General features: G+C 69.7%; 20 protein-coding genes. 5 read left to right on the forward strand and 15 right to left on the reverse strand.

The annotated features are described in order from the left end of the window. Positions 1-4: 4 nt before the first annotated feature. Positions 5-331 carry a DUF6172 family protein gene (locus ACAM52_RS12570; protein ID WP_369647196.1) on the reverse strand — a complete coding sequence of 109 codons (327 nt, stop codon included), beginning with the start codon at positions 329-331 and terminating at the stop codon, positions 5-7. Between the two features lie 57 nt (positions 332-388). Here ACAM52_RS12570 and ACAM52_RS12575 point away from each other — a divergent pair, with 57 nt between their 5' ends. Next, the gene (locus tag ACAM52_RS12575) at positions 389-616 is read left to right on the forward strand and encodes a hypothetical protein (protein WP_013541760.1); all 228 of its coding nucleotides are present in this window, start codon (positions 389-391) and stop codon (positions 614-616) included. Positions 617-625: 9 nt separating this feature from the next. Here ACAM52_RS12575 and ACAM52_RS12580 read toward each other — a convergent pair whose 3' ends face one another. Further along, positions 626-1,813 carry a PLP-dependent aminotransferase family protein gene (locus tag ACAM52_RS12580; RefSeq protein ID WP_369647197.1) on the reverse strand — a complete coding sequence of 396 codons (1,188 nt, stop codon included), beginning with the start codon at positions 1,811-1,813 and terminating at the stop codon, positions 626-628. 176 nt (positions 1,814-1,989) lie between these two features. On the opposite strand from ACAM52_RS12580, the gene nth reads away from it, so the two are divergent. Together nth and ACAM52_RS12590 are read left to right on the forward strand one after the other, a co-directional pair. Then, positions 1,990-2,637, forward strand: a complete 648-nt coding sequence (gene nth / locus ACAM52_RS12585) for an endonuclease III (RefSeq protein ID WP_095745121.1) — start codon at positions 1,990-1,992, stop codon at positions 2,635-2,637. 21 nt (positions 2,638-2,658) lie between these two features. Then, entirely contained in the window at positions 2,659-3,516 is an 858-nt protein-coding gene (locus ACAM52_RS12590; protein WP_369647198.1) for an Ivy family c-type lysozyme inhibitor, read from the forward strand. A gap of 10 nt (positions 3,517-3,526) precedes the next feature. Here the strand turns inward: ACAM52_RS12590 and ACAM52_RS12595 are convergent, their stop codons facing one another. Genes ACAM52_RS12595 through ACAM52_RS12610 form a run of 4 tightly spaced genes read right to left on the reverse strand, consistent with a single transcriptional unit; the run spans position 3,527 to position 7,390 of the window. Further along, positions 3,527-4,096, reverse strand: a complete 570-nt coding sequence (locus ACAM52_RS12595) for a histidine phosphatase family protein (protein ID WP_369647199.1) — start codon at positions 4,094-4,096, stop codon at positions 3,527-3,529. Further along, positions 4,093-4,887: an adenosylcobinamide-GDP ribazoletransferase gene (locus ACAM52_RS12600; protein WP_369647200.1), complete on the reverse strand. Its 795-nt coding sequence runs from the start codon at positions 4,885-4,887 to the stop codon at positions 4,093-4,095. Before ACAM52_RS12600 ends, ACAM52_RS12595 begins: the two co-directional genes overlap by 4 nt. After that, positions 4,884-5,927, reverse strand: a complete 1,044-nt coding sequence (cobT, locus tag ACAM52_RS12605) for a nicotinate-nucleotide--dimethylbenzimidazole phosphoribosyltransferase (RefSeq protein ID WP_369647201.1) — start codon at positions 5,925-5,927, stop codon at positions 4,884-4,886. The genes ACAM52_RS12600 and cobT overlap by 4 nt, the downstream gene beginning before the upstream one ends. After that, a complete protein-coding gene (locus ACAM52_RS12610; protein ID WP_369647202.1) occupies positions 5,924-7,390 on the reverse strand; it encodes a cobyric acid synthase in 1,467 nt (488 codons plus the stop codon). Before ACAM52_RS12610 ends, cobT begins: the two co-directional genes overlap by 4 nt. Positions 7,391-7,483: 93 nt before the next feature. On the opposite strand from ACAM52_RS12610, the gene ACAM52_RS12615 reads away from it, so the two are divergent. Further along, the gene (locus ACAM52_RS12615; protein WP_369647203.1) at positions 7,484-7,723 is read left to right on the forward strand and encodes a hypothetical protein; all 240 of its coding nucleotides are present in this window, start codon (positions 7,484-7,486) and stop codon (positions 7,721-7,723) included. A 16-nt stretch (positions 7,724-7,739) separates the two neighbouring features. Here the strand turns inward: ACAM52_RS12615 and ACAM52_RS12620 are convergent, their stop codons facing one another. From ACAM52_RS12620 to ACAM52_RS12635, 4 genes are all read right to left on the reverse strand, one after another. Beyond that, complete coding sequence (locus ACAM52_RS12620) at positions 7,740-9,203, reverse strand: efflux transporter outer membrane subunit (protein WP_369647204.1); 1,464 nt, start codon at positions 9,201-9,203, stop codon at positions 7,740-7,742. Between the two features lie 25 nt (positions 9,204-9,228). Next, positions 9,229-12,501, reverse strand: a complete 3,273-nt coding sequence (locus ACAM52_RS12625; protein WP_095947753.1) for an efflux RND transporter permease subunit — start codon at positions 12,499-12,501, stop codon at positions 9,229-9,231. Positions 12,502-12,541: 40 nt separating this feature from the next. Further along, a complete protein-coding gene (locus ACAM52_RS12630; protein WP_369647205.1) occupies positions 12,542-13,795 on the reverse strand; it encodes an efflux RND transporter periplasmic adaptor subunit in 1,254 nt (417 codons plus the stop codon). A 155-nt stretch (positions 13,796-13,950) separates the two neighbouring features. Continuing rightward, positions 13,951-14,832 carry an alpha/beta hydrolase fold domain-containing protein gene (locus ACAM52_RS12635; RefSeq protein ID WP_070060505.1) on the reverse strand — a complete coding sequence of 294 codons (882 nt, stop codon included), beginning with the start codon at positions 14,830-14,832 and terminating at the stop codon, positions 13,951-13,953. A gap of 181 nt (positions 14,833-15,013) precedes the next feature. Between ACAM52_RS12635 and ACAM52_RS12640 the strand changes: the two genes are divergently transcribed. After that, on the forward strand, positions 15,014-15,928 hold the full coding sequence (locus tag ACAM52_RS12640) for a LysR family transcriptional regulator (protein WP_070060504.1): 915 nt from the start codon (positions 15,014-15,016) through the stop codon (positions 15,926-15,928). Positions 15,929-15,997: 69 nt separating this feature from the next. Here the strand turns inward: ACAM52_RS12640 and ACAM52_RS12645 are convergent, their stop codons facing one another. From ACAM52_RS12645 to cbiB, 5 genes are read right to left on the reverse strand one after another with little or no spacing between them, the layout of a single operon-like run. Next, positions 15,998-16,462, reverse strand: a complete 465-nt coding sequence (locus ACAM52_RS12645; protein WP_369647206.1) for an OsmC family protein — start codon at positions 16,460-16,462, stop codon at positions 15,998-16,000. A 35-nt stretch (positions 16,463-16,497) separates the two neighbouring features. Next, on the reverse strand, positions 16,498-17,226 hold the full coding sequence (locus ACAM52_RS12650; RefSeq protein WP_369647207.1) for an LrgB family protein: 729 nt from the start codon (positions 17,224-17,226) through the stop codon (positions 16,498-16,500). Further along, a complete protein-coding gene (locus ACAM52_RS12655) occupies positions 17,223-17,576 on the reverse strand; it encodes a CidA/LrgA family protein (RefSeq protein ID WP_056581435.1) in 354 nt (117 codons plus the stop codon). The genes ACAM52_RS12650 and ACAM52_RS12655 overlap by 4 nt, the downstream gene beginning before the upstream one ends. A gap of 54 nt (positions 17,577-17,630) precedes the next feature. Then, positions 17,631-18,647 carry an aminotransferase class I/II-fold pyridoxal phosphate-dependent enzyme gene (locus ACAM52_RS12660; RefSeq protein WP_369647208.1) on the reverse strand — a complete coding sequence of 339 codons (1,017 nt, stop codon included), beginning with the start codon at positions 18,645-18,647 and terminating at the stop codon, positions 17,631-17,633. After that, positions 18,644-19,624 (reverse strand): adenosylcobinamide-phosphate synthase CbiB, encoded by a 981-nt coding sequence (cbiB, locus tag ACAM52_RS12665; RefSeq protein WP_369647209.1) that lies wholly within the window; start codon positions 19,622-19,624, stop codon positions 18,644-18,646. Before cbiB ends, ACAM52_RS12660 begins: the two co-directional genes overlap by 4 nt. Positions 19,625-19,638 lie beyond the last annotated feature (14 nt).

The following is a 19,638-nucleotide window of genomic DNA, read 5'->3' on the forward strand; positions in this document are numbered from 1 at the left end:
AGGCTTATTCCTCGTCGTTCTCGGTGGTGCGATCGGCCGCACCCGCGGGCCGCGGCTGGCGCTTGCCGGGCTTGGCCAGGATCTCGATGTAGAACTGCTTGCCGCCCTCTTTCACCACACCGTTGATGAGGCCGGTGATGGCCGTGAGGTGGATGGTTTCGGCGGATTCCTGGGCGGCGCCGAACCGGCAGTCGAAGTCCCAGAAGTCGGCGCCTTCGGGCAGGTCGCGGCGGCGCTCGCGCTTGATGTACTTGCGAATCTCGTGCTTGACGGCTTCGAGGAGACGGTCGGGGTGCTTGCCCTCGACCTGAAGCTGGAAGGTTTTTCTCATGGGTGATGGTAACCCGCTGTGTAAAGTCGGCGGTTCAAATGGAAAGCAGGTGAAGACATGGCACGCGCAAACGACTGGGCAAGCAAGGTGATGGCATTGGTGAACGGCGGCAACGCCCCGGCGGCCATCGCGCAGATCAAGGTCGCGCCGTCGGTCAAGGACCTGAAGGCACTGCAGACCATCATGACGCTCTCCAAAATGAAAGGCCGCTATCCGAACGTGGATGCGGCCATTTCAGACAACCTGGACCTGCTGGCGGCGCCCCGCCTGCACCGGTCCCCCTGAACGTCGGCGTTACAGGGCCTGGCCGAGGCGCTTCACGCCCTCTTCGATCTTCTCGATGTCGGCCGTGGCAAAGCTCAGGCGCAGCGTCGCCACATCGGGCTTCTCGGCGAAGAACGGCGCGCCGGGCACGAAGGCCACCAGCTTCTCGATCGCACGCTTGGCCAGTTCGTTGGCATCGGCCAGCTTGCCGTTGGCGCCCGTCAGGCGCGCCCAGAAGAACAAACCGCCGTTGGGCTGCGTGAAGCTCACCGCATCGCCCAGTTCGCGCTTCAGCGCAGCGCCCATGGCCTGCGCACGCTGGCCGTAGACCTCGCGCACATGCGCCAGCGTGCCGGGCATGCGGCCGCTCTTGAGGTACTGCGCGGCCGTGGCCTGCGCGAAGGTGCTGGTGTGGGCGTCGCTGAACTGCTTGCACATCGTGGCCTTGGCCAGCAGCTCGGGCGGCGCGATCATCCAGCCGATGCGCAGGCCGGGGCTGAGCACCTTGCTCAGGCTGCCGCAATGCGCGAGCAACTCGCGGCTGCCGGGCACGTCCTTGCTCAGCGACATGATCGACGGCGGCGGCGCTTCGCCGAAGTACAGGTCGCCGTACGGGTCGTCCTCGACGATCAGCGTCTGGTACTTCACGGCCAGCTCGAGCACCTTCTTGCGGCGCTCCAGGCTCAGCATGGCGCCGCTGGGGTTGCCGAAGGTGGGGATCAGGTAGACGAACTTGGGCTTGTGCTCGGCAATGAGCTTCTCGAGCTCGTCGGTCTTCACGCCGTTGGCATCGATGGGCGCGCTGATGAGCTGCGCGCCGTACAGGCGAAAGCACTGGATCGTGGCCAGGAAGGTCGGGCCTTCGACGATCACCTTGTCGCCGGGCGAGATCATGGTCTTGCCCAGCAGGTCGAGTGCCTGCTGGCTGCCGGTGGTGACGATGAGGCCGCTGGGGTCCACGTCGACGCCCTTGGTCTTCATGAAGGAACTGAGCTGGTTGCGCAGCGGCTCGTAGCCTTCGGTGGCGCCATATTGCAAGGCCGCGCCGGGCTCTTCGGCCAGCGCCTTCTGGCTCGCCTCCTTCAGGCCCTCGACGTCGAACATGGCGCTGTCGGGAAAGCCGCCCGCAAAACTGATGATGCCGGGCTTGCCCAGCAGCTTGAAGAGTTCGCGGATGGCGGAGGTTTCGACGTTGTCGAGGCGGGAGGCGAATTGCATGGTCAGTCTCACTTTCTGGGCGTCATTGTCGCGAAAGCCCGGGCAGGAAAGCTGCGTAGGGCCATGGCTTTTCGACGATATATTGCATCCATCGCCGCAAACGCCGGTGCTCGCCCTGCCTTCCACGGCATGCGCCCCGCGAGCCCCCACGCCGTGAACGGTGGCCACCACGACCCATGAAAAAATCCGACATCCCCCTCTTCTTCGCCACCCTGCAGGCCGCCAACCCCGAGCCGCGCACGGAGCTCGAATACACCACGCCCTTCGAGCTGCTGGCCGCCGTGCTGCTGTCGGCGCAGGCCACCGACGTGGGCGTGAACAAGGCGACGCGCCGGCTCTATCCGGTGGCGAACACGCCGCAGGCGATCCTCGACCTCGGAGTGGAAGGGCTGGAGTCGTACATCAAGACGATCGGGCTGTACCGCAGCAAGGCCAAGCACCTGATCGAGGCCTGCCGCATGCTGGTCGAGCTGCATGGCGGCGAGGTGCCGCGCACGCGCGCCGAGCTCGAGGCGCTGCCGGGCGTGGGGCGCAAGACGGCCAACGTGGTGCTCAACGTGGCCTTCGGCGAAGAGACCATCGCGGTCGACACGCACATCTTCCGCATCGGCAACCGCACCGGGCTCGCGCCCGGCAAGACGCCGCTGGACGTGGAACTCAAGCTCGAAAAGCGCATCCCACCCGAATTCCGCCTGCACGCGCACCACTGGCTGATCCTGCACGGGCGCTATGTCTGCGTGGCGCGCAAGCCGCGCTGCTGGGAATGCGCGGTCTCCACCTTCTGCTCGTTCAAGCCCAAGACGCCGGCCCCCAAGACCGCCTGAGCGGCATCACACACATCGCACATGACGACGACAACGATTTTCAAGAAGACGCCTTCCGCCGCCCTCCTCTTCCTCGCAGCGCTGTGCAGCGCGGGCGCCGCCTGGTCGCGTGACGGCGTGCTGCCGCCGGAGACGATGGCGCTCTACGGCGGACGCTGGTCCGCCAACTGCGCCGACGCAGCGGCACCGACGCTGCAGGTGCGCGAAGACATGCTGATCGCCGAGCGCGGCAAGCGCCGCGTGGTCGGCCGCCAGCCGGACACGGCGCACAGCTTCTTCGGCAACCAGGCGCCGCCGCCGAACTTCGACGTGGCGCTGATGAGCCGCGTGAGCAAGGGTGACAACTCGATGATGAATTTCCTGGTCTTTCGCGATGCGCGCGGCCAGTCGATCACGCTGAAGGCCGACAAGCCGGTCATGGGCCAGCTGGGGCCGGAGCTGATGAAGCAGCGCTACTGGCGCTGCGATGGTCCGGCGCGCGCCGCGGCGTCGCCCGCCGAACCCGCGACGGCCACTCCCAAGCCGCCGGCCCCCGCCACGGGCAGCCCGGCCGCCCTCGCCCGGGGCCCCGCGATGGACAAGGCCTGGCGCGCCGCGCTGGGCACGCGCGAAACCGAACGCTGGCTGGTGCGCCGCGAAGGCCCGTCGCCCGAGCCGCAATGGGTGACGGTGGACGGCACGCGCTACCTGCTGCACGCCTTCTGCAAGCCGCACGACTGCTACGACCACAACGCCATCGCGCTGTACGACCAGGGCTCGGGCCGGCTCTATGGCCTGGTGCAGCGCAACGGGCAGAACCAGCTCCTGGGTGGCCCGTCCCCGCAATTCGCGGGGCAGCTCGATCGTCTCTGGCGCGAGCAGTGGCGCGCCAAGAACTGACGAGTTCCCCTCAGGTCGGCGCCGCGACCACGCGCCAGTCGCCAAAAGCCGCCGCGTCGTTGGGCCATTGATCGGCTCGCTCAGGGCACGACACGCCCTGCGACAGCAGCTGCACCGCCCGCAGCACGCCGGCATGCGTGACCCACAGCGCATCGCCGCCGGTCGCCAGCCAGTCGGCATGCGCCGAGGCCACGCGCTGCATGAAGACGCGCACGCTCTCGCCGTCGCCGCCGGCCGGGGCGTCGGCGAAACGATTCGTCCAGGCCTCGAATTCCTCGCGGGCCACGGCCGACCACGGGCGCCCTTCCCAGGCGCCGAAACTCATCTCCGCCAACCGCGCATCGCGCCGCACCGACAGATCGGGCCGCAGCGCGACGATGGCATCCGCCAGCATGGCGCAACGCCGCAGCGGCGAACTCCACAGCGCGATGCCGGCCGGCAGCACCTCGGCGATGCGCGCAGCAGCGGCCTGCGTGCCGTCCGCATGAGCATCGAGGTCGGTCGCGCCGTAGCACAGGCCCGCCGGCGCGATCACCGGCGCGTGGCGCTGGAGCCAGAGCTGGGCGGTCGCGGCGCTCATGCCTTCCACGCCAGCGCGAGGTAGATCGTCAGTTCACACACCTGCTGCGTCGCGCCGAGTCCGTCGCCCGTGAAGCCTTGCAGCCGACGCACGAAGAGCCGCGCCATCCAGCCCCCGGCGAGCACCAGCGCCGCGAGCGCCGCGCCCACATGCACCGCGTCGTGCTCACACAGCAGCAGCGCCACGGCGGGCGCGGCCCAGAGCACGGCGACGAGCAGCGCGCCGCCGCTGATCGCATCGGCCAGCGGCTTCGCCTTGCTGCCGCTGCTGTCGCCCACGTAGGGTAGCCAGCGGATCAGGAACAGCGGCGCCAGCCGCGACAGCACATGCGCGCCGACGATCGACACCGCCGCCACGTCCAGCCCGCGCGTGGCCAGCGCAGCGAGCAGGCCGAACTTCAGGCCCAGCGCCAGCACCAGCGCGACCGCGCCGAAGGCGCCGATGCGCGAGTCCTTCATGATCTCCAGCGCGCGCTCGCGGCTGGCCGAACCGCCGAGGCCGTCGGCCACGTCGGCCAGGCCGTCTTCGTGGAAGGCGCCCGTGAGCATCACGGTGGCGACGGTGCTCAGCACGGCCGCGACCAGCGCCCCTGCCACGCCCGGCAGGCCGGCGCCCACGGCAACGAAAACAGCCGCCGCCACCCCGCCCGCGATCCAGCCGATGGCCGGCAGGTGCGCCGCAGCGGCGCGCAGCATCTGCGGGCTGAAGCCGACCCAGGCCGCGAGCCGGCCGGTCACCGGCACGCGGGTGAAGAACTGGACCGCCAGCAGGAAATGGCGCACGCCGTTCATTGCTGGCGCGACACGCCCGCCGATTCGAAGCTCGCCATCTCGCGCAGGATGCGGCAGGCCGATTCGAGCAGCGGCCACGCCAGCGCGCCGCCCGAGCCCTCGCCCAGGCGCAGGTCGAGGTTCAGCAAGGGCTCGAGCCCGAGGTGCTTCAACAGCAGCGTGTGCCCCGGCTCGGCCGAGCTGTGCGCCGCCACGCAGCGCTGCGTCACCTGCGGGCGGATCGCCTGGGCGACCAGCACAGCGGCGCTGGCGATGAAGCCATCGACCACGATCACGCGCCGTTCCTGCGCCGCTTGCAGCACGGCGCCGACCAGCGTCGCCACCTCGAAACCGCCGAACGCGGCCAGTGCCTCGAGCGGCGCGGTCGCGCCCGCATGCAGGGCGAGCACCTCGCGCAGCACCTCGCGCTTGCGCGCCAGGCCGTCGGCATCGAGCCCCGTGCCGGCGCCGGTGCACAGGCCGATGTCCAGCCCGGCCAGGCGCGACAGCAGCAGCGCGGCGGACGAACTGTTGCCGATGCCCATTTCGCCCAGCAGCAGCGCGTTGCCCGGCAGCGCGCGCACCACCTCGCGGCCGTTGGCGATGGCCTGGGCGCACTGTTCGGGCGTCATGGCGGGGCCGGCCGAGGCATCGGCCGTGCCGGCGGCGATGCGCCGCGACACCAGGCCGGGGCGCGGCTGGAAGTCGCGCCGCACGCCGCAATCGACCACGGTGAGCGCCAGGCCGTGCTGGCGCGCCAGCACGCTGACCGCCGCGCCGCCGGCCAGGAAGTTCTCCACCATCTGCCAGGTCACGTCGCTCGGGTAGGCCGACACACCGCGCGCCGCCAGCCCGTGGTCGCCCGCGCACACCAGCATCTGCGGCGCGTCGAGCACGGGCTGCTCGGTGCTGAGGATGGTGCCGATGCGCAGCGCCAGCGCTTCGAGGCGGCCCAGCGCGCCGACGGGCTTGGTCTTGTTGTCGAGCGCGGCCTGCAGGCGCGCCGCGAGCGCGGCGTCGGCGATGTCTGGAATGGCAGGGATCAAATCGGTGTCGGTCATGCGATCAGGCCGGCGAGCACGCCAGCGTCGAAGTGGGTGTCGATGAAGTCGGCCAGGCCGTCGAAGGTGGCGTCCAGCGTGGGCACCGTGGTGCCGAACAACGCCTGCAGCGCGGCCGGGTCTTCGAACAGGCCGTGCAAATAGAGGCCCAGCACGTTGCCGCGCGCGTTCTGCCAGGCCTGGCCCTCGGGCATCACGGCATGGCCGTCGTGGGCCAGTTGCGGATGGGCGGCCGTTTGGCCGTGGTGGATTTCGTAGCCGGCGATGCGCACGCCCGCCAGCGCAGCCCAGGGGCCGGCCACGAGGTCTGCCGAGAAGGTCGCCTCGCGGTGCCGCACCGTCTTCTCGCGCTCGAACACGGTCACCAGCGGCAGCAGCCCGAGCCCGGGCGCGTTGCCGTCGATGCCATGCGGATCGACCAGCGCCTCGCCCAGCATCTGCAGCCCGCCGCACACGCCCAGCACGGCGCCGCCGCGCCCGGCGTGCTCGGCCACCGCGCGGTCCAGCCCCTGCGCGCGCAGCCAGGCGAGGTCGCCGCTCGTGTGCTTGGAGCCCGGCAGCACGATCCAGTCGGCGCCGGCCACGTCGGCCGGCGTGCGGGCCCAGACCAGGCGCACACCGGGCACGTTCTTCAAGGCCTGGAATTCGTCGAGGTTGCTCAGGCGCGGGTACGCGACCACCGCCACCGTGCGCGTGACCACGCCGCTGGCGCGGCTGCGGTCGTCGAACACGCCGTCTTCCTCGGGCAGGCCGTGCTGCCACCACATCGGCAGCGTGGCCACGGTGGGCACGCCGGTCAATTCCTGCAGCTGCTGCGGCGCGGGCGCCAGCAGCGAGGCATCGCCCCGGAACTTGTTGAGCACGAAACCATGGATGAGCGCCCGGTCGGCCTCGGGCAGCAACGCCCAGGTGCCGTACAGGTGGGCGAAGGCGCCGCCGCGGTCGATGTCGGTTGCCAGCAGGCAGCGCGCCTGGGCGTGGCGGGCGACGCGCATGTTGACGATGTCGCTGGCCATGAGGTTGATCTCGGCCGGCGAACCGGCGCCTTCGATGACGACGACGTCGTTCTCGGCGCGCAGTTCGTCGAAGGCCTGCGCGATCTGCGGCCAGACGCGCTCGCTGCGCCCGCGCCACGGCAGGGTCGACAGCGCCTCGCTCACCTGCCCCATCAGCACCACCTGGCTGTGGGTGTCGCGCTCGGGCTTGAGCAGCAGCGGGTTCATGCGCACGTCGGGCACGGCGTTGGCGGCCAGGGCCTGGAAGTACTGGGCGCTGCCGATCTCGCCACCCTCGACCACGCGGGCGTTGTTGCTCATGTTCTGCGCCTTGAACGGCGCCACCCGCAGCCCCTGGCGGGCGTACCACCGGCACAGCGCGGTGGCCAGCCAGCTCTTGCCGGCACCGCTGGTGGTGCCCAGGACCATGACGCAGCGCGCCGGCCCGCTTGTCGCTCTAGAACTCATCCGGGGATTGTCGTTGAGCGCTGAACCGAATCCGGAAAGCCGAGTCGGACGTACCAAGGGATGCGGCCCGCTGCGGGCCGCATCCGCCAAGCCATGTCCGCCCTCAACGATCTGGCGCTGACGGTCGAGGAACGCGAGCCGGGCCGGTTCTACTGGCTCCTGCTCGAAGCCGTCCACGACACCGGCAGCACCTCCGACACGCTCGACTACCGGCCGCTGCGGGTGGCTGCGCGCCCGCAATCCAGCTATTCGAGCGCGCTCGCGCTGGGGGCGGTGGCGCTGAAACAGGCGGCCGCCACGGCGACGCATCCGGGCGCTGGCGACGGCGCCTGAGCCCGGATCGACCCGATCAGCGGGCCGCCACCTTCTCGGCCGCCGGCACGTCCCAGCCGCCGCCGATGGCGCGGATCAGCCCCACCGTCGCCTGGTACTGGGCCGACTTCACCTGCAGCGCCTGGCGCCGGTTGCGCAGCTCGCTGCGGCGCGCGTCGAGCAGGTCGAGCTGGCTCACGTAGCCGTTGCGGTAGCGCGTGTCCGACAGGCTGGTGGCGCGTTGCGCCGAGGTCACGGCCTGCGCCTGCACCACCGACTGCTCCTGCAGGATGCGGATGGCGGCCAGCTGGTCTTCGACCTCCTGGAACGCCACCAGCACCTGCGAGCGGTAGCTGGCCAGCGCACCGTCGAGCTGGGCGTTGGCGCCCTGCACGCCGGCTTCGCGGCGCCCGCCGTCGAAGATCGGCAGCGACAGCAGCGCGCCCACGCCCCACGAACGGGCCGACCACTTGAAGAGGTCGCCGATCTCGGGCGAGGCGTAGCCGGCCGCGCCGGTCAGCGAGATGTTCGGGAACCACGCGGTCTGCGCCACGCCCACGCGGGCCTGCGCCGCCATGACGGCGCTCTGCGCGGCCGACACGTCGGGCCGGCGCGTGAGCACGGTGGACGGCACGCCCGGCGGGATCACCGGCAGCGCGGTGCCCCAGTCGTCGGGCCGCATGCCGAAGCTGGAGGCCGAATCGCCCACCAGCACGGCCAGCGCATGTTCCACTTGGGCACGCTGGCGGTCGAGCGCGAGCGCGTCCGATTCGGTGGACGACACCTCGGTCTGCACGCGCGCCACGTCGAGCTCGGCGATGTCGCCGGCCTGCTGGCGGCGCTGCGTCAGGCGCAGCGTGTCGCGGTAGGCCGCGACCGATTCGCGCACCAGCACGCGCTCGGCGTCGAGCGCGCGCAGTTGCAGGTAGGTCTGCGCCACTTCGGCCTGCACCGCGAGCCGGGTGCTCTGCAGCAGCGCCTCGCGGCCGGCCGCGTCGAGCTTGGCCGCATCGGCCGCGCCCGAGAGGCGGCCGAACAGGTCGACCTCGTACGAGAAGGTGGCGCCGATGTTGGTCATGGTGCCGGGCCGGGTGCTGGCCGTGGCCTTGTCCAGGCCCGCGCCGCGGTTGGCGCCGGCGCCCAGGCCGATCTGCGGCAGGCGGTCGGCCTGGGCGCTGCGCGCCAGCGCGCGAGCCTCGGCCAGCCGCGCGGCGGCGGCCTGGATGTTGGTGTTGTCGACCTCGGCGCGCTGGATCAGCGTGTTGAGCACCGGGTCGTTGAATGCCAGCCACCACTCGCCGCGCGGTTGCGCCTCGGCGGGCGTGGCCCGGGTGAAGCCGGCCGGCGCCGTGGCACCCGGCTGTTCCTTGAACTGCGCCGCGGTCGGCACCGTGGGCATGCCCGAAGGCACGCTGGCGCAACCGGCCAGCACCAGGGCCGCCACCAGCGGCAATACGGCGGCGCGCAGCGGGCGCATCAGGGTTGAGATTGCGAATGTCATGGACAACCTTCTTTCTTCTTGTCGATCAGTCATGCGCGCCATGCGAGGGACGCGGCGAGGCCGGCACCGGGTGCAGCCCGCCACCGCCGCCACCGTGCGACGAGGCCACGGGGTGGTCGGCCGACACGAAGTCGTCGCCGTGCGGCACTTCGCCGTGCAGCTTGAGCGGCCGGTTGCCCGCCAGGCGGCGCATCAGCACATAGAACACCGGCGTCAGGAACAGGCCGAAGGCCGTCACGCCGATCATCCCGGCGAACACCGCCACGCCCATCGCCTTGCGCATCTCGGAGCCGGCACCGGTCGAGAGCACCAGGGGCAGCACGCCCATCACGAAGGCCAGCGAGGTCATCAGGATCGGGCGCAGGCGCAGGCGGCTGGCTTCGATCGCGGCCTGGATGGGCGTGCGTCCGGCGAACTCCAGCTCCCGTGCGAACTCCACGATCAGGATCGCGTTCTTCGCACTCAACCCCACCAGCACGATCAACCCGATCTGCGTGAAGACGTTGTTGTCGCCTCCCGAGATCCACACGCCCGCCATCGCGGCCATGATGCCCATCGGCACGATCAGGATGATCGCGATCGGCAGCGTCAGGCTTTCGTACTGCGCGGCCAGCACCAGGAACACCAGCAGGATCGCCAGCGGGAACACCAGGAAGGCGGAGTTGCCGGCCAGGATTTCCTGGTACGTCAGCTCGGTCCACTCGAAGCTCACGCCCTTGGGCAGCGTCTCGGCCGCGATCTTCGTGATCACGTCCTGCGCCTGGCCCGACGAATAGCCGGGGGCCGGGCCGCCGTTGATGTCAGCGGCCAGGTAGCCGTTGTAGCGCATGGCGCGTTCCGGACCGAAGGTCGAGTTGACCTTCATCAGCGCGGCCAGCGGCACCATTTCGCCCGAGGTCGAGCGCACCTTCAGCATGCCGACGTCTTCGGCACGGGCGCGGTACGGCGCATCGGCCTGGACGCGCACGGAGTACGTGCGGCCGAACTTGTTGAAGTCGTTGGCGTACAGGCTACCGAGGTAGATCTGCATCGTGTCGAAGATGTCCGTCACCGGCACGCCGAGCTGGCGCGCCTTGGTGCGGTCGATGTCGGCATACAGCTGCGGCACGTTGACCTGCCAGCTCGTGAACATGCCCGTCAGCTCGGGCGCTGCATACGCCTTGGCCATGAAGGCCTTCACCGCGACGTCCATCTGGTCGTAGCCGACCGAGGCGCGGTCTTCGATCTGCAGCTTGAAGCCGCCGGTCGTGCCCAGGCCTGCCACCGGCGGCGGCGGGAACATCACGATGAACGCGTCCTGGATGCTCGAGAACGCGCCGTTGAGCTGGCCCGCCACCGCACCGCCGCTCTGGTCGGCGCGCTTGCGCTGGTCGAAGGGCTTGAGCGTGGCGAACACGATGCCCGAGTTGGAGCTGTTGGTGAAGCCGTTGATCGACAGGCCCGGGAAGGCAATCGCGTCTTCCACGTTCGGGTTCTTCTTCATGATCTCGCCCATGCGGGTGATCACCTCTTCCGTGCGGTCGAGCGTGGCACCGTCGGGCAGCTGGGCAAAACCGATGAGGTACTGCTTGTCCTGCGCCGGCACGAAGCCGCTGGGCACCGCCTTGAAGAGGCCGAAGGTCACGCCGACCAGCGCGAGGTAGATCACCAGCATCAGCGTCTTGCGCGAGATCACGCGCTTGACGCCGCCGCTGTAGGCCTCGGAGCCGCGATGGAAGAACTTGTTGAAGCCGCGGAACAGCCAGCCGAAGGCCTTGTCCATGCCGCGCGTCAGGGCGTCCTTCGGCTGGTCGTGGCCGCGCAGCAGCAGTGCTGCCAGGGCCGGCGACAGCGTCAGCGAGTTGATGGCCGAGATCACCGTCGAGATCGCGATGGTCACCGCGAACTGCTTGTAGAACTGGCCCGTGAGACCGCTGATGAAGGCCAGCGGCACGAACACGGCCACGAGCACCAGAGCGATGGCGATGATGGGGCCCGACACTTCGCGCATGGCGCGGTACGTGGCCTCACGCGGCGTGAGCCCCGCCTCGATGTTGCGCTCGACGTTCTCCACCACCACGATGGCGTCGTCCACCACGATGCCGATCGCCAGCACCAGCCCGAACAGGCTCAGCGCGTTGATCGAGAAACCGAGGATGTGCAGCACCGCGAACGTACCGATCACCGACACCGGCACGGCCAGCAGCGGAATGATGGAGGCGCGCCACGTTTGCAGGAACAGGATCACCACCAGCACCACCAGCGCGATGGCTTCGAGCAGCGTGTGGATCACCGATTCGATCGAAGCACGCACGAACTGCGTCGGGTCGTAGGCGATGCGGTATTCCAGGCCTTCCGGCATGTTCTTGTTCAGCTCTTCCATCGTCTTGCGAACGTTGGACGAGATGTCGAGCGCATTGGAGCCCGGGGCCTGAAACACGCCCATGCCCACGGCCGGGTCGTTGTTCAGCAGCGAACGCAGCGAGTAGTCGGCGGCGCCCATTTCGAGGCGGCCGATATCGCGCAGGCGGGTCACGGCGCCGTCGGTGCCGCTCTTGACGATGATGTCGCCGAACTCTTCTTCGCTCTGCAGGCGCCCTTGCGCATTGATCGACAGCTGCATGTCCACGCCCGACAGGCCCGGCGATGCGCCGACCACGCCGGCCGCGGCCTGCACGTTCTGGCCACGGATGGCAGCCACCACGTCGCTCGCCGAGAGGCCGCGCTGCGCGACCTTCTGCGGGTCGAGCCACACGCGCATGGAGTAGTCGCCGCCGCCGAAGATCTGCACCTGGCCCACGCCTTCGATGCGCGCCAGCGGGTCCTTCACGTTCAGCACCGCGTAGTTGCGCAGGTAGTTGATGTCGTAGCGGTTGTTCGGCGAGACGAGGTGGACCACCATCGTCAGGTCGGGTGCGCTCTTGACGGTCGTGATGCCCAGGCGCCGCACTTCTTCGGGCAGGCGCGGCTCGGCTTGCGAGACGCGGTTCTGCACCAGCTGCTGGGCCTTGTCGGGATCGGTGCCGAGGCGGAAGGTGACGGTGAGCGTCATCACGCCGTCGGTCGTCGCCTGGCTGCCCATGTAGAGCATGCCTTCGACGCCATTGATCTGCTCTTCGAGCGGCGTGGCCACCGTTTCAGCGATCACCTTGGGGTTGGCGCCCGGGTACGTTGCGCGCACGACCACCGAGGGCGGCGCGACTTCGGGGTACTCCGAGATCGGCAGGCCGCGCAGCGCAATCAGGCCCGCGATCAGCATCAGTAGCGACAGCACGCCGGCAAAGATCGGCCTGTCGATGAAGAATTTTGAGAGATTCATGTTGGTTCTCCGGCGGGCGCCAGGGCGCCCTCCTCCGAAATCAGGACTTCGCGGCCTCGGCCACGCGTTCCGGTTGTTGTTGCTTCGTATCGAGCTTGGCGTCCATCGTCACGGTCTGCGGCACCACCAGCGCACCCGGGCGGATGTGCTGCAGGCCGTTCACCACCACGCGGTCGCCGGCCTTCAGGCCCTTGCTCACCACGCGCAGGCCGTTGATGGGCGCGCCCAGCGTCACCTCGCGGTACATGGCCTTGTTGTCGTCGCCCACGACCATCACGAACTTCTTGTTCTGGTCGGTGCCGATGGCACGCTCGCTCACCAGCAGCGCGGTGTCGTTGCGGGCCTGGCCCATGCGGATGCGGGCGAACTGGCCGGGAATGAGCGCACCGTCCTTGTTGTCGAACGAGGCGCGCACACGCACGGTGCCGCTGCGGGCGTCGACCTGGTTGTCGATCAGCTGCAGCTTGCCGGTGAAGGGCGTGCCTTCGAGGCCGGCGGTGCCCATCTGCACGGGGATCGTGTCGATCTGGCCGCGGGCGCCGGCGTTGGCCGGCAGGTCCTTCAGCGCGCGAGTGATGACCTGCTCGTCGGCATCGAAGCTCGCGTAGATCGGGCTCACCGACACCAGCGTGGTCAGCACGGGCGCGCCGGGGCCGGCGGCCACCAGGTTGCCCACGGTCACTTCGAGCTTGCCGATGCGGCCCGAGACCGGCGCGCGCACCTGGGTGTAGCCCAGGCTCAGGCGTGCGGTCTGCAGCGAGGCCTGCGCGGCGCGCAGGTTGGCTTCGGCTTCGCGGCCGGCGTTCACGCGCTCGTCGAGTTCACGCTGGGCGATCGCCTGCTCGTCCCACAGGCGCTTGGCGCGTTCCTGCTCGCTGCGGCTGAAGGCCTGGCGGGCCTGTGCCGACGCGACCTGCGCTTCGGCACGCTCCACCTCGGCGGCGTACGGCGCCGGGTCGATGGTGATGAGCAGGTCGCCCTGCTTCACCAGCGCGCCTTCGCGGAAGTGCACCGCCTGCACGGCGCCTGCCACGCGGGAGCGCACATCGACGCGTTGCACGGCTTCGAGCCGGCCCGAGAACTCGTCCCAGGCGTTGATCTCGCTCGACGCCACGGTGGCGACCGACACCGGGGTGCCCTGTTGCGCGGCGACCGGGGCGGTGGCCTCGGCCTTGAAGCTGTACATGCCCACCACCGCGGCGGCCACGGCCAGCACCGCGGTGAGGCCGGTGACGGCGGGCCACAGGCTCTTGCGGGTGATGGAAGACAGCGATTGTTCGTTCTTGTTCGACATGATGGTTCGTCCTTCTCGATGACTTTTTCGGGATGCAACAGGCCATCCCGGCGCCGGCGGCGTCAGGAGGCGGAATTCAGAGAACAGAAAGCCCTGCCACCCGCCTCGGTGGAGGCGGCGGCTTGGTTCAGGGGGCGGAGCGGACCCTCGCGGGCCTAGCTGGGCTCAGGGACCGCCGGGGGCGGTGTGGTGGCGCTGAAGAACTCGCGGAAGTGCTGCTGCACGCTGGCTTCGCAGGATGCGCATCCCACGGCCTCGGTGTCGTACAGCGCCTTGGGCCAGTTGTCGGCGCCGGTCAGCACGCTGCTCGTGACCTCGATGCCGGCCGAGCGCAGGCGGCCCGCGAAGGTCATGGCCTCGTCGCGCATCGCGTCGTCGGGCCCCACCAGCACCAGCGCCGGCGCCAGGGCGGCCAGCCGCAGCGATCCGCTGGGCACCGCATAGGGGTGCGTGGCGTTCGAGGGACAGCTCAGGTACTTGGCCCAGCCCGTGGCCCAGCGGCACTCGGCGGCGTCGTTGGTCGCATTGCGCAGCGAGGCGGTGCCGGCGCACGGGTCGAGCATGGGCGACAGCAGGATCTGGCCTGCCAGCGGCGGATGGGCGCGGTCGCGGGCCACCAGGGCCACGCTGGCCGCCAGGTTGCCGCCGGCCTCTTCGCCGGCCAGATACACCTGGGCGCCCTTGCCGCCGAGCTTCACGCGCTGCTTGTAGAGCCATTCGAGCGCCGCATAACCCACCTCGACCGGCTCCGGGAACGGGGCCGCCGGGGCCAGCGGGTAGTCCAGCGACACCACCACCGCACCCGCGCCGGCCAGCAGCCGGGCCACGTTGCGGCCGTTGTCGAGGTTGCCGCAGATGAAGGTGCCGCCATGGAAGTGCAGCACCAGCGGCACGGTCTCGCCCCGTGGACGCTGACCGTAGACACGGGCAGCCACGGGCTCGCGGCCGGGCAGCTCGATCGACAGATCGGACTCCACGCCTTGCGCCGCGGCAAGCGCAGCAGCTTCAGCGGACCGGGACGATGGACGGGGTGACATGGGCGACCTCAGGGGGATGGGCGATGGTTGAAATATAAGGCGCTACAAGCACGTTGAAACAGGAAACACAGCCCTACTCTGTTTCCAAACGGAGAACAATCGGGCATACCGTAGGGGCGCATTCCTTGTGTGAGAATCCGCCTCCTTCCGGCATACGCCGGTCTCCCTGAACAGGCATTCGATGGATCAAATCCAGGCAATGCGGATCTTTGTCCGCGTGGTCGAAGCCGGCACCTTCACCCGTGCCGCCGACTCTCTGGCCCTGCCCAAGGGCACCGTCACCAAGCAGATCCAGGCGCTGGAATCGCGCCTGCGCGTGAAGCTGCTCAACCGCACGACCCGGCGCGTCACCGTCACGCCCGACGGCGCCGCCTACTTCGAGCGCGCCGCGCGGCTGCTGAACGACTTCGACGACATGGAAGCCAGCATGACGAACGCGCAGGCCAACCCCACGGGGCGGCTGCGCATCGACGTGGGCACCTCGGTGGCGCAGCAGATCATCCTGCCCAACCTGGCCAGCTTCTGCGACCGCTACCCCGACATCCAGGTCGACCTGGGCGTGAGCGACCGCACCGTCGACCTGATCAGCGACAACGTCGACTGCGTGATCCGCGCCGGCGAGCTCAGCGACCAGTCGCTGGTGGCCCGCCGTATCGGCACCCTGCACTTCGTCACCGTGGCCTCGCCGGCCTACATCAAGCGCTATGGTGCGCCGCAGCATCCGAACGACATCGAGAAGCGCCACCACGTCGTGAGCTACTTCTCGGGCACCACCCGGCGCGTGTACCCGCACGAGTTCAAGAAGGGCGACGAGTACATCGAGCTCAACGGCCCCTACCGCGTGTCGGTCAACGAGAGCAACGCCCACATGACGGCCGTGCTCGCGGGCTTCGGCCTGTCGCAGTGCATCACCTTCACCGCCGAGCCGCTGCTGGAAAGCGGCGAACTCGTCGAGGTGCTGGCCGACTGGCAGCGCGACCCGCTGCCGATCCACGTGGTGTACCCGCCGAACCGGCACCTGAGCGCGAAGGTGCGGGCGTTTGTGGACTGGGCGGCGGATCTCTTTGCGAAGAATCCGCGGTTGCAGCGGCGCTGAGGGGCGCCTTTTCCGTCCTCTTCTCAGGGCTGGATCAGCGCTGCCAACGCGTGCGGAGAGCGATTCTTGTCAGTAGACCGGCTCGCACCGCACCTCGGTCTTCACCGAATTCGCAATGAAGCACTCCTCATGCGCCCGATGGTGCATGTGCGCGATCTGCTCGGGCGTGGGCAGGTTCTCGCCCGAAAAACTCACCTGCGGGCGCAGCGTGACAACAGTCATCGCCAGCTTGCCCTCGGCGTTCTTCTCCATCACGCCCGTGGCCGCGTCGACATAGCGGTCGACCACGAATTTGCGCTTCACCGCCATGGTGAGGAACCACAGCATGTGGCAGCTGGACAGCGAGGCCACGAACATCTCTTCCGGATCGACCGCCGACGCGTCGGAGAACGGCAGCGGCACGACGTGCGGCGACGAGGAGCCCGGCACCTGCGCGCCGCCGTCGAAGTGCAGCACGTGGTGACGGCTGTAGGTGTTGGCCAGGAAGTCCTGGTCGCCCCGCTCCCAGACGATCTCGGCGGTGTACTCGGACATGGGTCGTGCTCCTCGATGGATGGGATGAATGGATGTCAGACGGTCATCAGCTTCACGATCAGCGGCACCAGCAGCGCGGTCGCGATGCCGTTGAGCCCCATCGCCAACGCCGAGAACGCGCCCGCGGTCTCGTTCACCTGGATGGCGCGCGCCGTGCCGATGCCGTGCGCCGCCATGCCGACGGCAAAGCCGCGCACCGCGGGTTCCTTGATGCGCAGCAGATTCAGCAGGCCCGTGGCCATGATCGCGCCCGAGATGCCGGCGATGGCCGCGGCCACGGCGGCCAGCGACGGCAGGCCGCCGATCTTTTCGGCCACGCCCATCGCGATCGGCATGGTGGCCGACTTGGGCGCGAGCGACATCAGGAGTTCGCGCGAACCGCCGAGCACCCAGCCGATGCCGATGGCCGACACGATGGCGGCCACCGAACCCACCAGCAGCGCCACACCGATCGGCAGCCACAGGCGCCGCAGCCGGCCGACCTGGCTGTACAGCGGCACGGCCAGCGCCACGGTGGCCGGGCCGATCAGGAAGTGGACGAACTTGGCGCCCTCGAAGTAGGTGTCGTAAGGCGTACGCGTGAGCAGCAGCACGCCCACGATGACGATCACCGACACCAGCACCGGATTGACCATCGGGTTGCGCCCGCTGCGCGCATGCAGCCACAGCGCGCCCAGGTAGGCCAGCAGCGTGAGCGACAGCCACAGCAGCGGCGACTGGGCCAGGAAGACCCAGATTTCAGACAGCTTGACGGGCGCGTTCATTCCGCGTCCTTGCCCGTGATCCGGATCATCCATCGCAGCGTGAGCGCGGTCACCGCCATGGTGAAGGCACCGCCCACGACACCGGCCGCGAGGAACGGCAGCCATTCGCGCCCCACCCGCTCGAAATGCAGCATGACGCCGGTCACCGCCGGAATGAACAGCAGCATCAGGTTGCGCAGCAGGTGGCCCGAGGTGTCGGTCAACTCCTGCGGCACGCCGCCGCGCACCAGCAGGCCGACGAACAGCAGCAGCATGCCGATCAGCGGACCGGGAATCGGCAGCGACAGCCACTGCACGAGCAGTTCGCCCGCAAGCTGGCACAGGAAGAGCGTGGTGATGGCGTAGAGCATGGGCCTGTTCGTTTTCCTTTTCTTGAGACGGCCCTATTGTGGTGCGAGGTGCGTTCAGCCGCTGTGTCGTGCGGCGCTGGCCCTCGCCCACGCGGCCTTCAATGCCTGCTGGCTGGCCGGCGGCAACACGCCCAGGCGCAGGTGCCCCGGCAGGCCAAAGGAGGCGCAGTCGCGCAGCTTGATGCCCTCGGCGCGCAGCGCGGCGGCGCGGGGCGGGTATGGCACGTCGGGCTGCGCACCGAAGAAGTTGGCGTCGCCGGGCAGCACCTGCCAGCCCAGCGATTCGCACACGGCGCGCTGCCGCGCCTTCCAGTCGCGCAGGATGTCGAGGCTGCGCGCGAGCCAACCTTGCGCTTCGTCGCTGGTCCAGGTCGTGAGCAGCGCCACGCCGTGCGTGCCTAGCGGCCACGACGGGGCAAGATGTTCGAATCGTTCCAGCAGTGGACCTGCAACGTCGCTGTTCGCGGGTGCGATGGCGTAGGCGGCGCGGATGCCCGTGAGGCCCATGGCCTTGTTCGGGGTCCACAGCTGCCAGAGGCGGTCGCGCTGCGCGGCGTCGTGCGAGGGCTGGCCTTCGAGGCGCAGCGGCTCGTAGGCCATGTCGAGCACGCAGACGGCATCGCTCGCGGCATGCTGCGCGATGTCGGGTTGCGGCTGGCCGAATGGGCTCGACGGTTCGCAGCACCAGCGCAGCGCGGCGCTGTCGGCCTCCTCGGGTGCGCGCCGCACGCCGAGGCCCCAGGCCAAGGCCGAGCGTTCGTAGTCGCCGTAGCTGTGCGCGGGCAACCAGACCTCTTCGCCACCGCGTTGTGCCACGACCGCGCTGATGCGGTGGATGAATTCGCTCGCGCTCGCAGCGATCGCGATGCGCTCCACCGACACGCCGTGGAAATCGGCAAGCGCGGAACGCAGCGCCGTGTAGCGCGGATCGGGATAGTGCGCCGCGTCGGCCTCGCGCAGCGCGGCCAGCACCGCGGGACACGAGCCGACCGCGTTGCCGTTGGTCGAGAAGTCGTGCGGCGCGGCGCCGGTCTCGTCGGGGCCGCCGTGCACCATGGTTGGATTCGTCATGCCCACCTCGCCAGCAACGGCGACAGCATCGCGAGCGAAGCGATCACCGCCAGCCCCCACGCCGCCCGTTCACCGAGTTGCGCGGTGCGCGCGGTGTCGGCCGATGTGGCGGCGCGCCCTTCCCCGTTCAGCGCATACACGCCCGGCTTCGCAAGCCGCACACCCAGCAGCAGCGCCATCGCCCCCATCGGCCAGCCGCTGTTGGGCGACGGCGTGCGGCGCGCCTCGCGGGCCACGCCGCGCGGCCAGCGGCCGGCCGCGAGGGCCAGCAACAGCACGGTGAGGCGCGCGGGCAGCCACGAGAGCACGTCGTCGGCGCGCGCAGCCCACTTGCCGAACCAGGTCCAGTCGCGCCCGCCGCGTTCGCCGCGGTAGCCCCACATGGCGTCGGCGGTGTTGGCGAAACGGTAGAGCGCCGCGCCCGGCAGGCCGAACAGCACGAACCAGAACACGGGCGCCACCAGCGAGTCGTTGAGGTTCTCGGCCAGCGACTCGATGGCGCTCTCGCGCACCTCGCGCTCGCTCAGCACCGAGACATCGCGGCTCACGAGGCGCGCGAGCCGTGCACGGCCCGCCTCGAGCGATTCGCCCAGCGCGGCTTCGACCGCCTGCACCTCGTCGCGCAGCATGCGCCATGCAAAGAGCGGCTTGAACGCGAGCCCGAGCACCACGGCCATGGCCCAGACCGGCAGCCATTGCATCACCAGGCTCTGCACTGCCGACGCGACGGCGAACGCGGCCATCGCGCCTACGCACCAGCCGAGCGCGCCCATCGCGAAGCCCGGCAGGTCGCGCGGCTTCGCGTCGGCGGCGCGCGGTGCGAGGCGGCTGCCGATCCAGTCCAGGTAGCGGCCCATCCACACGACCGGATGCAACGCGGCGGGCGGCTCGCCGAGCCAGCGGTCGACGGCCAGCGCCAGCCACAGGGCGGCGACCAGCTCGAGGGCGAAGACGGTGAAGGGATCGAGCGCGTGCATGGCAGGCATTCTCG

Source organism: Variovorax sp. V118, from assembly GCF_041154445.1.
Taxonomy (GTDB): Bacteria; Pseudomonadota; Gammaproteobacteria; order Burkholderiales; family Burkholderiaceae_C; genus Variovorax; species Variovorax boronicumulans.

What these genes read in the sequence shown, in the direction of transcription:
- ACAM52_RS12630 (WP_369647205.1), bottom strand. Translation starts at nt 13,795, where the DNA reads ATGTCGAACAAGAACGAACAATCGCTGTCTTCCATCACCCGCAAGAGC.
- ACAM52_RS12590 (WP_369647198.1), top strand. Translation starts at nt 2,659, where the DNA reads ATGACGACGACAACGATTTTCAAGAAGACGCCTTCCGCCGCCCTCCTC.
- cbiB (WP_369647209.1), bottom strand. Translation starts at nt 19,624, where the DNA reads ATGCACGCGCTCGATCCCTTCACCGTCTTCGCCCTCGAGCTGGTCGCC.
- ACAM52_RS12625 (WP_095947753.1), bottom strand. Translation starts at nt 12,501, where the DNA reads ATGAATCTCTCAAAATTCTTCATCGACAGGCCGATCTTTGCCGGCGTG.
- ACAM52_RS12640 (WP_070060504.1), top strand. Translation starts at nt 15,014, where the DNA reads ATGGATCAAATCCAGGCAATGCGGATCTTTGTCCGCGTGGTCGAAGCC.
- ACAM52_RS12595 (WP_369647199.1), bottom strand. Translation starts at nt 4,096, where the DNA reads ATGAGCGCCGCGACCGCCCAGCTCTGGCTCCAGCGCCACGCGCCGGTG.
- ACAM52_RS12580 (WP_369647197.1), bottom strand. Translation starts at nt 1,813, where the DNA reads ATGCAATTCGCCTCCCGCCTCGACAACGTCGAAACCTCCGCCATCCGC.
- nth (WP_095745121.1), top strand. Translation starts at nt 1,990, where the DNA reads ATGAAAAAATCCGACATCCCCCTCTTCTTCGCCACCCTGCAGGCCGCC.
- ACAM52_RS12610 (WP_369647202.1), bottom strand. Translation starts at nt 7,390, where the DNA reads ATGAGTTCTAGAGCGACAAGCGGGCCGGCGCGCTGCGTCATGGTCCTG.
- ACAM52_RS12575 (WP_013541760.1), top strand. Translation starts at nt 389, where the DNA reads ATGGCACGCGCAAACGACTGGGCAAGCAAGGTGATGGCATTGGTGAAC.
- ACAM52_RS12570 (WP_369647196.1), bottom strand. Translation starts at nt 331, where the DNA reads ATGAGAAAAACCTTCCAGCTTCAGGTCGAGGGCAAGCACCCCGACCGT.
- ACAM52_RS12600 (WP_369647200.1), bottom strand. Translation starts at nt 4,887, where the DNA reads ATGAACGGCGTGCGCCATTTCCTGCTGGCGGTCCAGTTCTTCACCCGC.
- ACAM52_RS12655 (WP_056581435.1), bottom strand. Translation starts at nt 17,576, where the DNA reads ATGCTCTACGCCATCACCACGCTCTTCCTGTGCCAGCTTGCGGGCGAA.
- cobT (WP_369647201.1), bottom strand. Translation starts at nt 5,927, where the DNA reads ATGACCGACACCGATTTGATCCCTGCCATTCCAGACATCGCCGACGCC.
- ACAM52_RS12615 (WP_369647203.1), top strand. Translation starts at nt 7,484, where the DNA reads ATGTCCGCCCTCAACGATCTGGCGCTGACGGTCGAGGAACGCGAGCCG.
- ACAM52_RS12620 (WP_369647204.1), bottom strand. Translation starts at nt 9,203, where the DNA reads ATGACATTCGCAATCTCAACCCTGATGCGCCCGCTGCGCGCCGCCGTA.
- ACAM52_RS12635 (WP_070060505.1), bottom strand. Translation starts at nt 14,832, where the DNA reads ATGTCACCCCGTCCATCGTCCCGGTCCGCTGAAGCTGCTGCGCTTGCC.
- ACAM52_RS12650 (WP_369647207.1), bottom strand. Translation starts at nt 17,226, where the DNA reads ATGAACGCGCCCGTCAAGCTGTCTGAAATCTGGGTCTTCCTGGCCCAG.
- ACAM52_RS12660 (WP_369647208.1), bottom strand. Translation starts at nt 18,647, where the DNA reads ATGACGAATCCAACCATGGTGCACGGCGGCCCCGACGAGACCGGCGCC.
- ACAM52_RS12645 (WP_369647206.1), bottom strand. Translation starts at nt 16,462, where the DNA reads ATGTCCGAGTACACCGCCGAGATCGTCTGGGAGCGGGGCGACCAGGAC.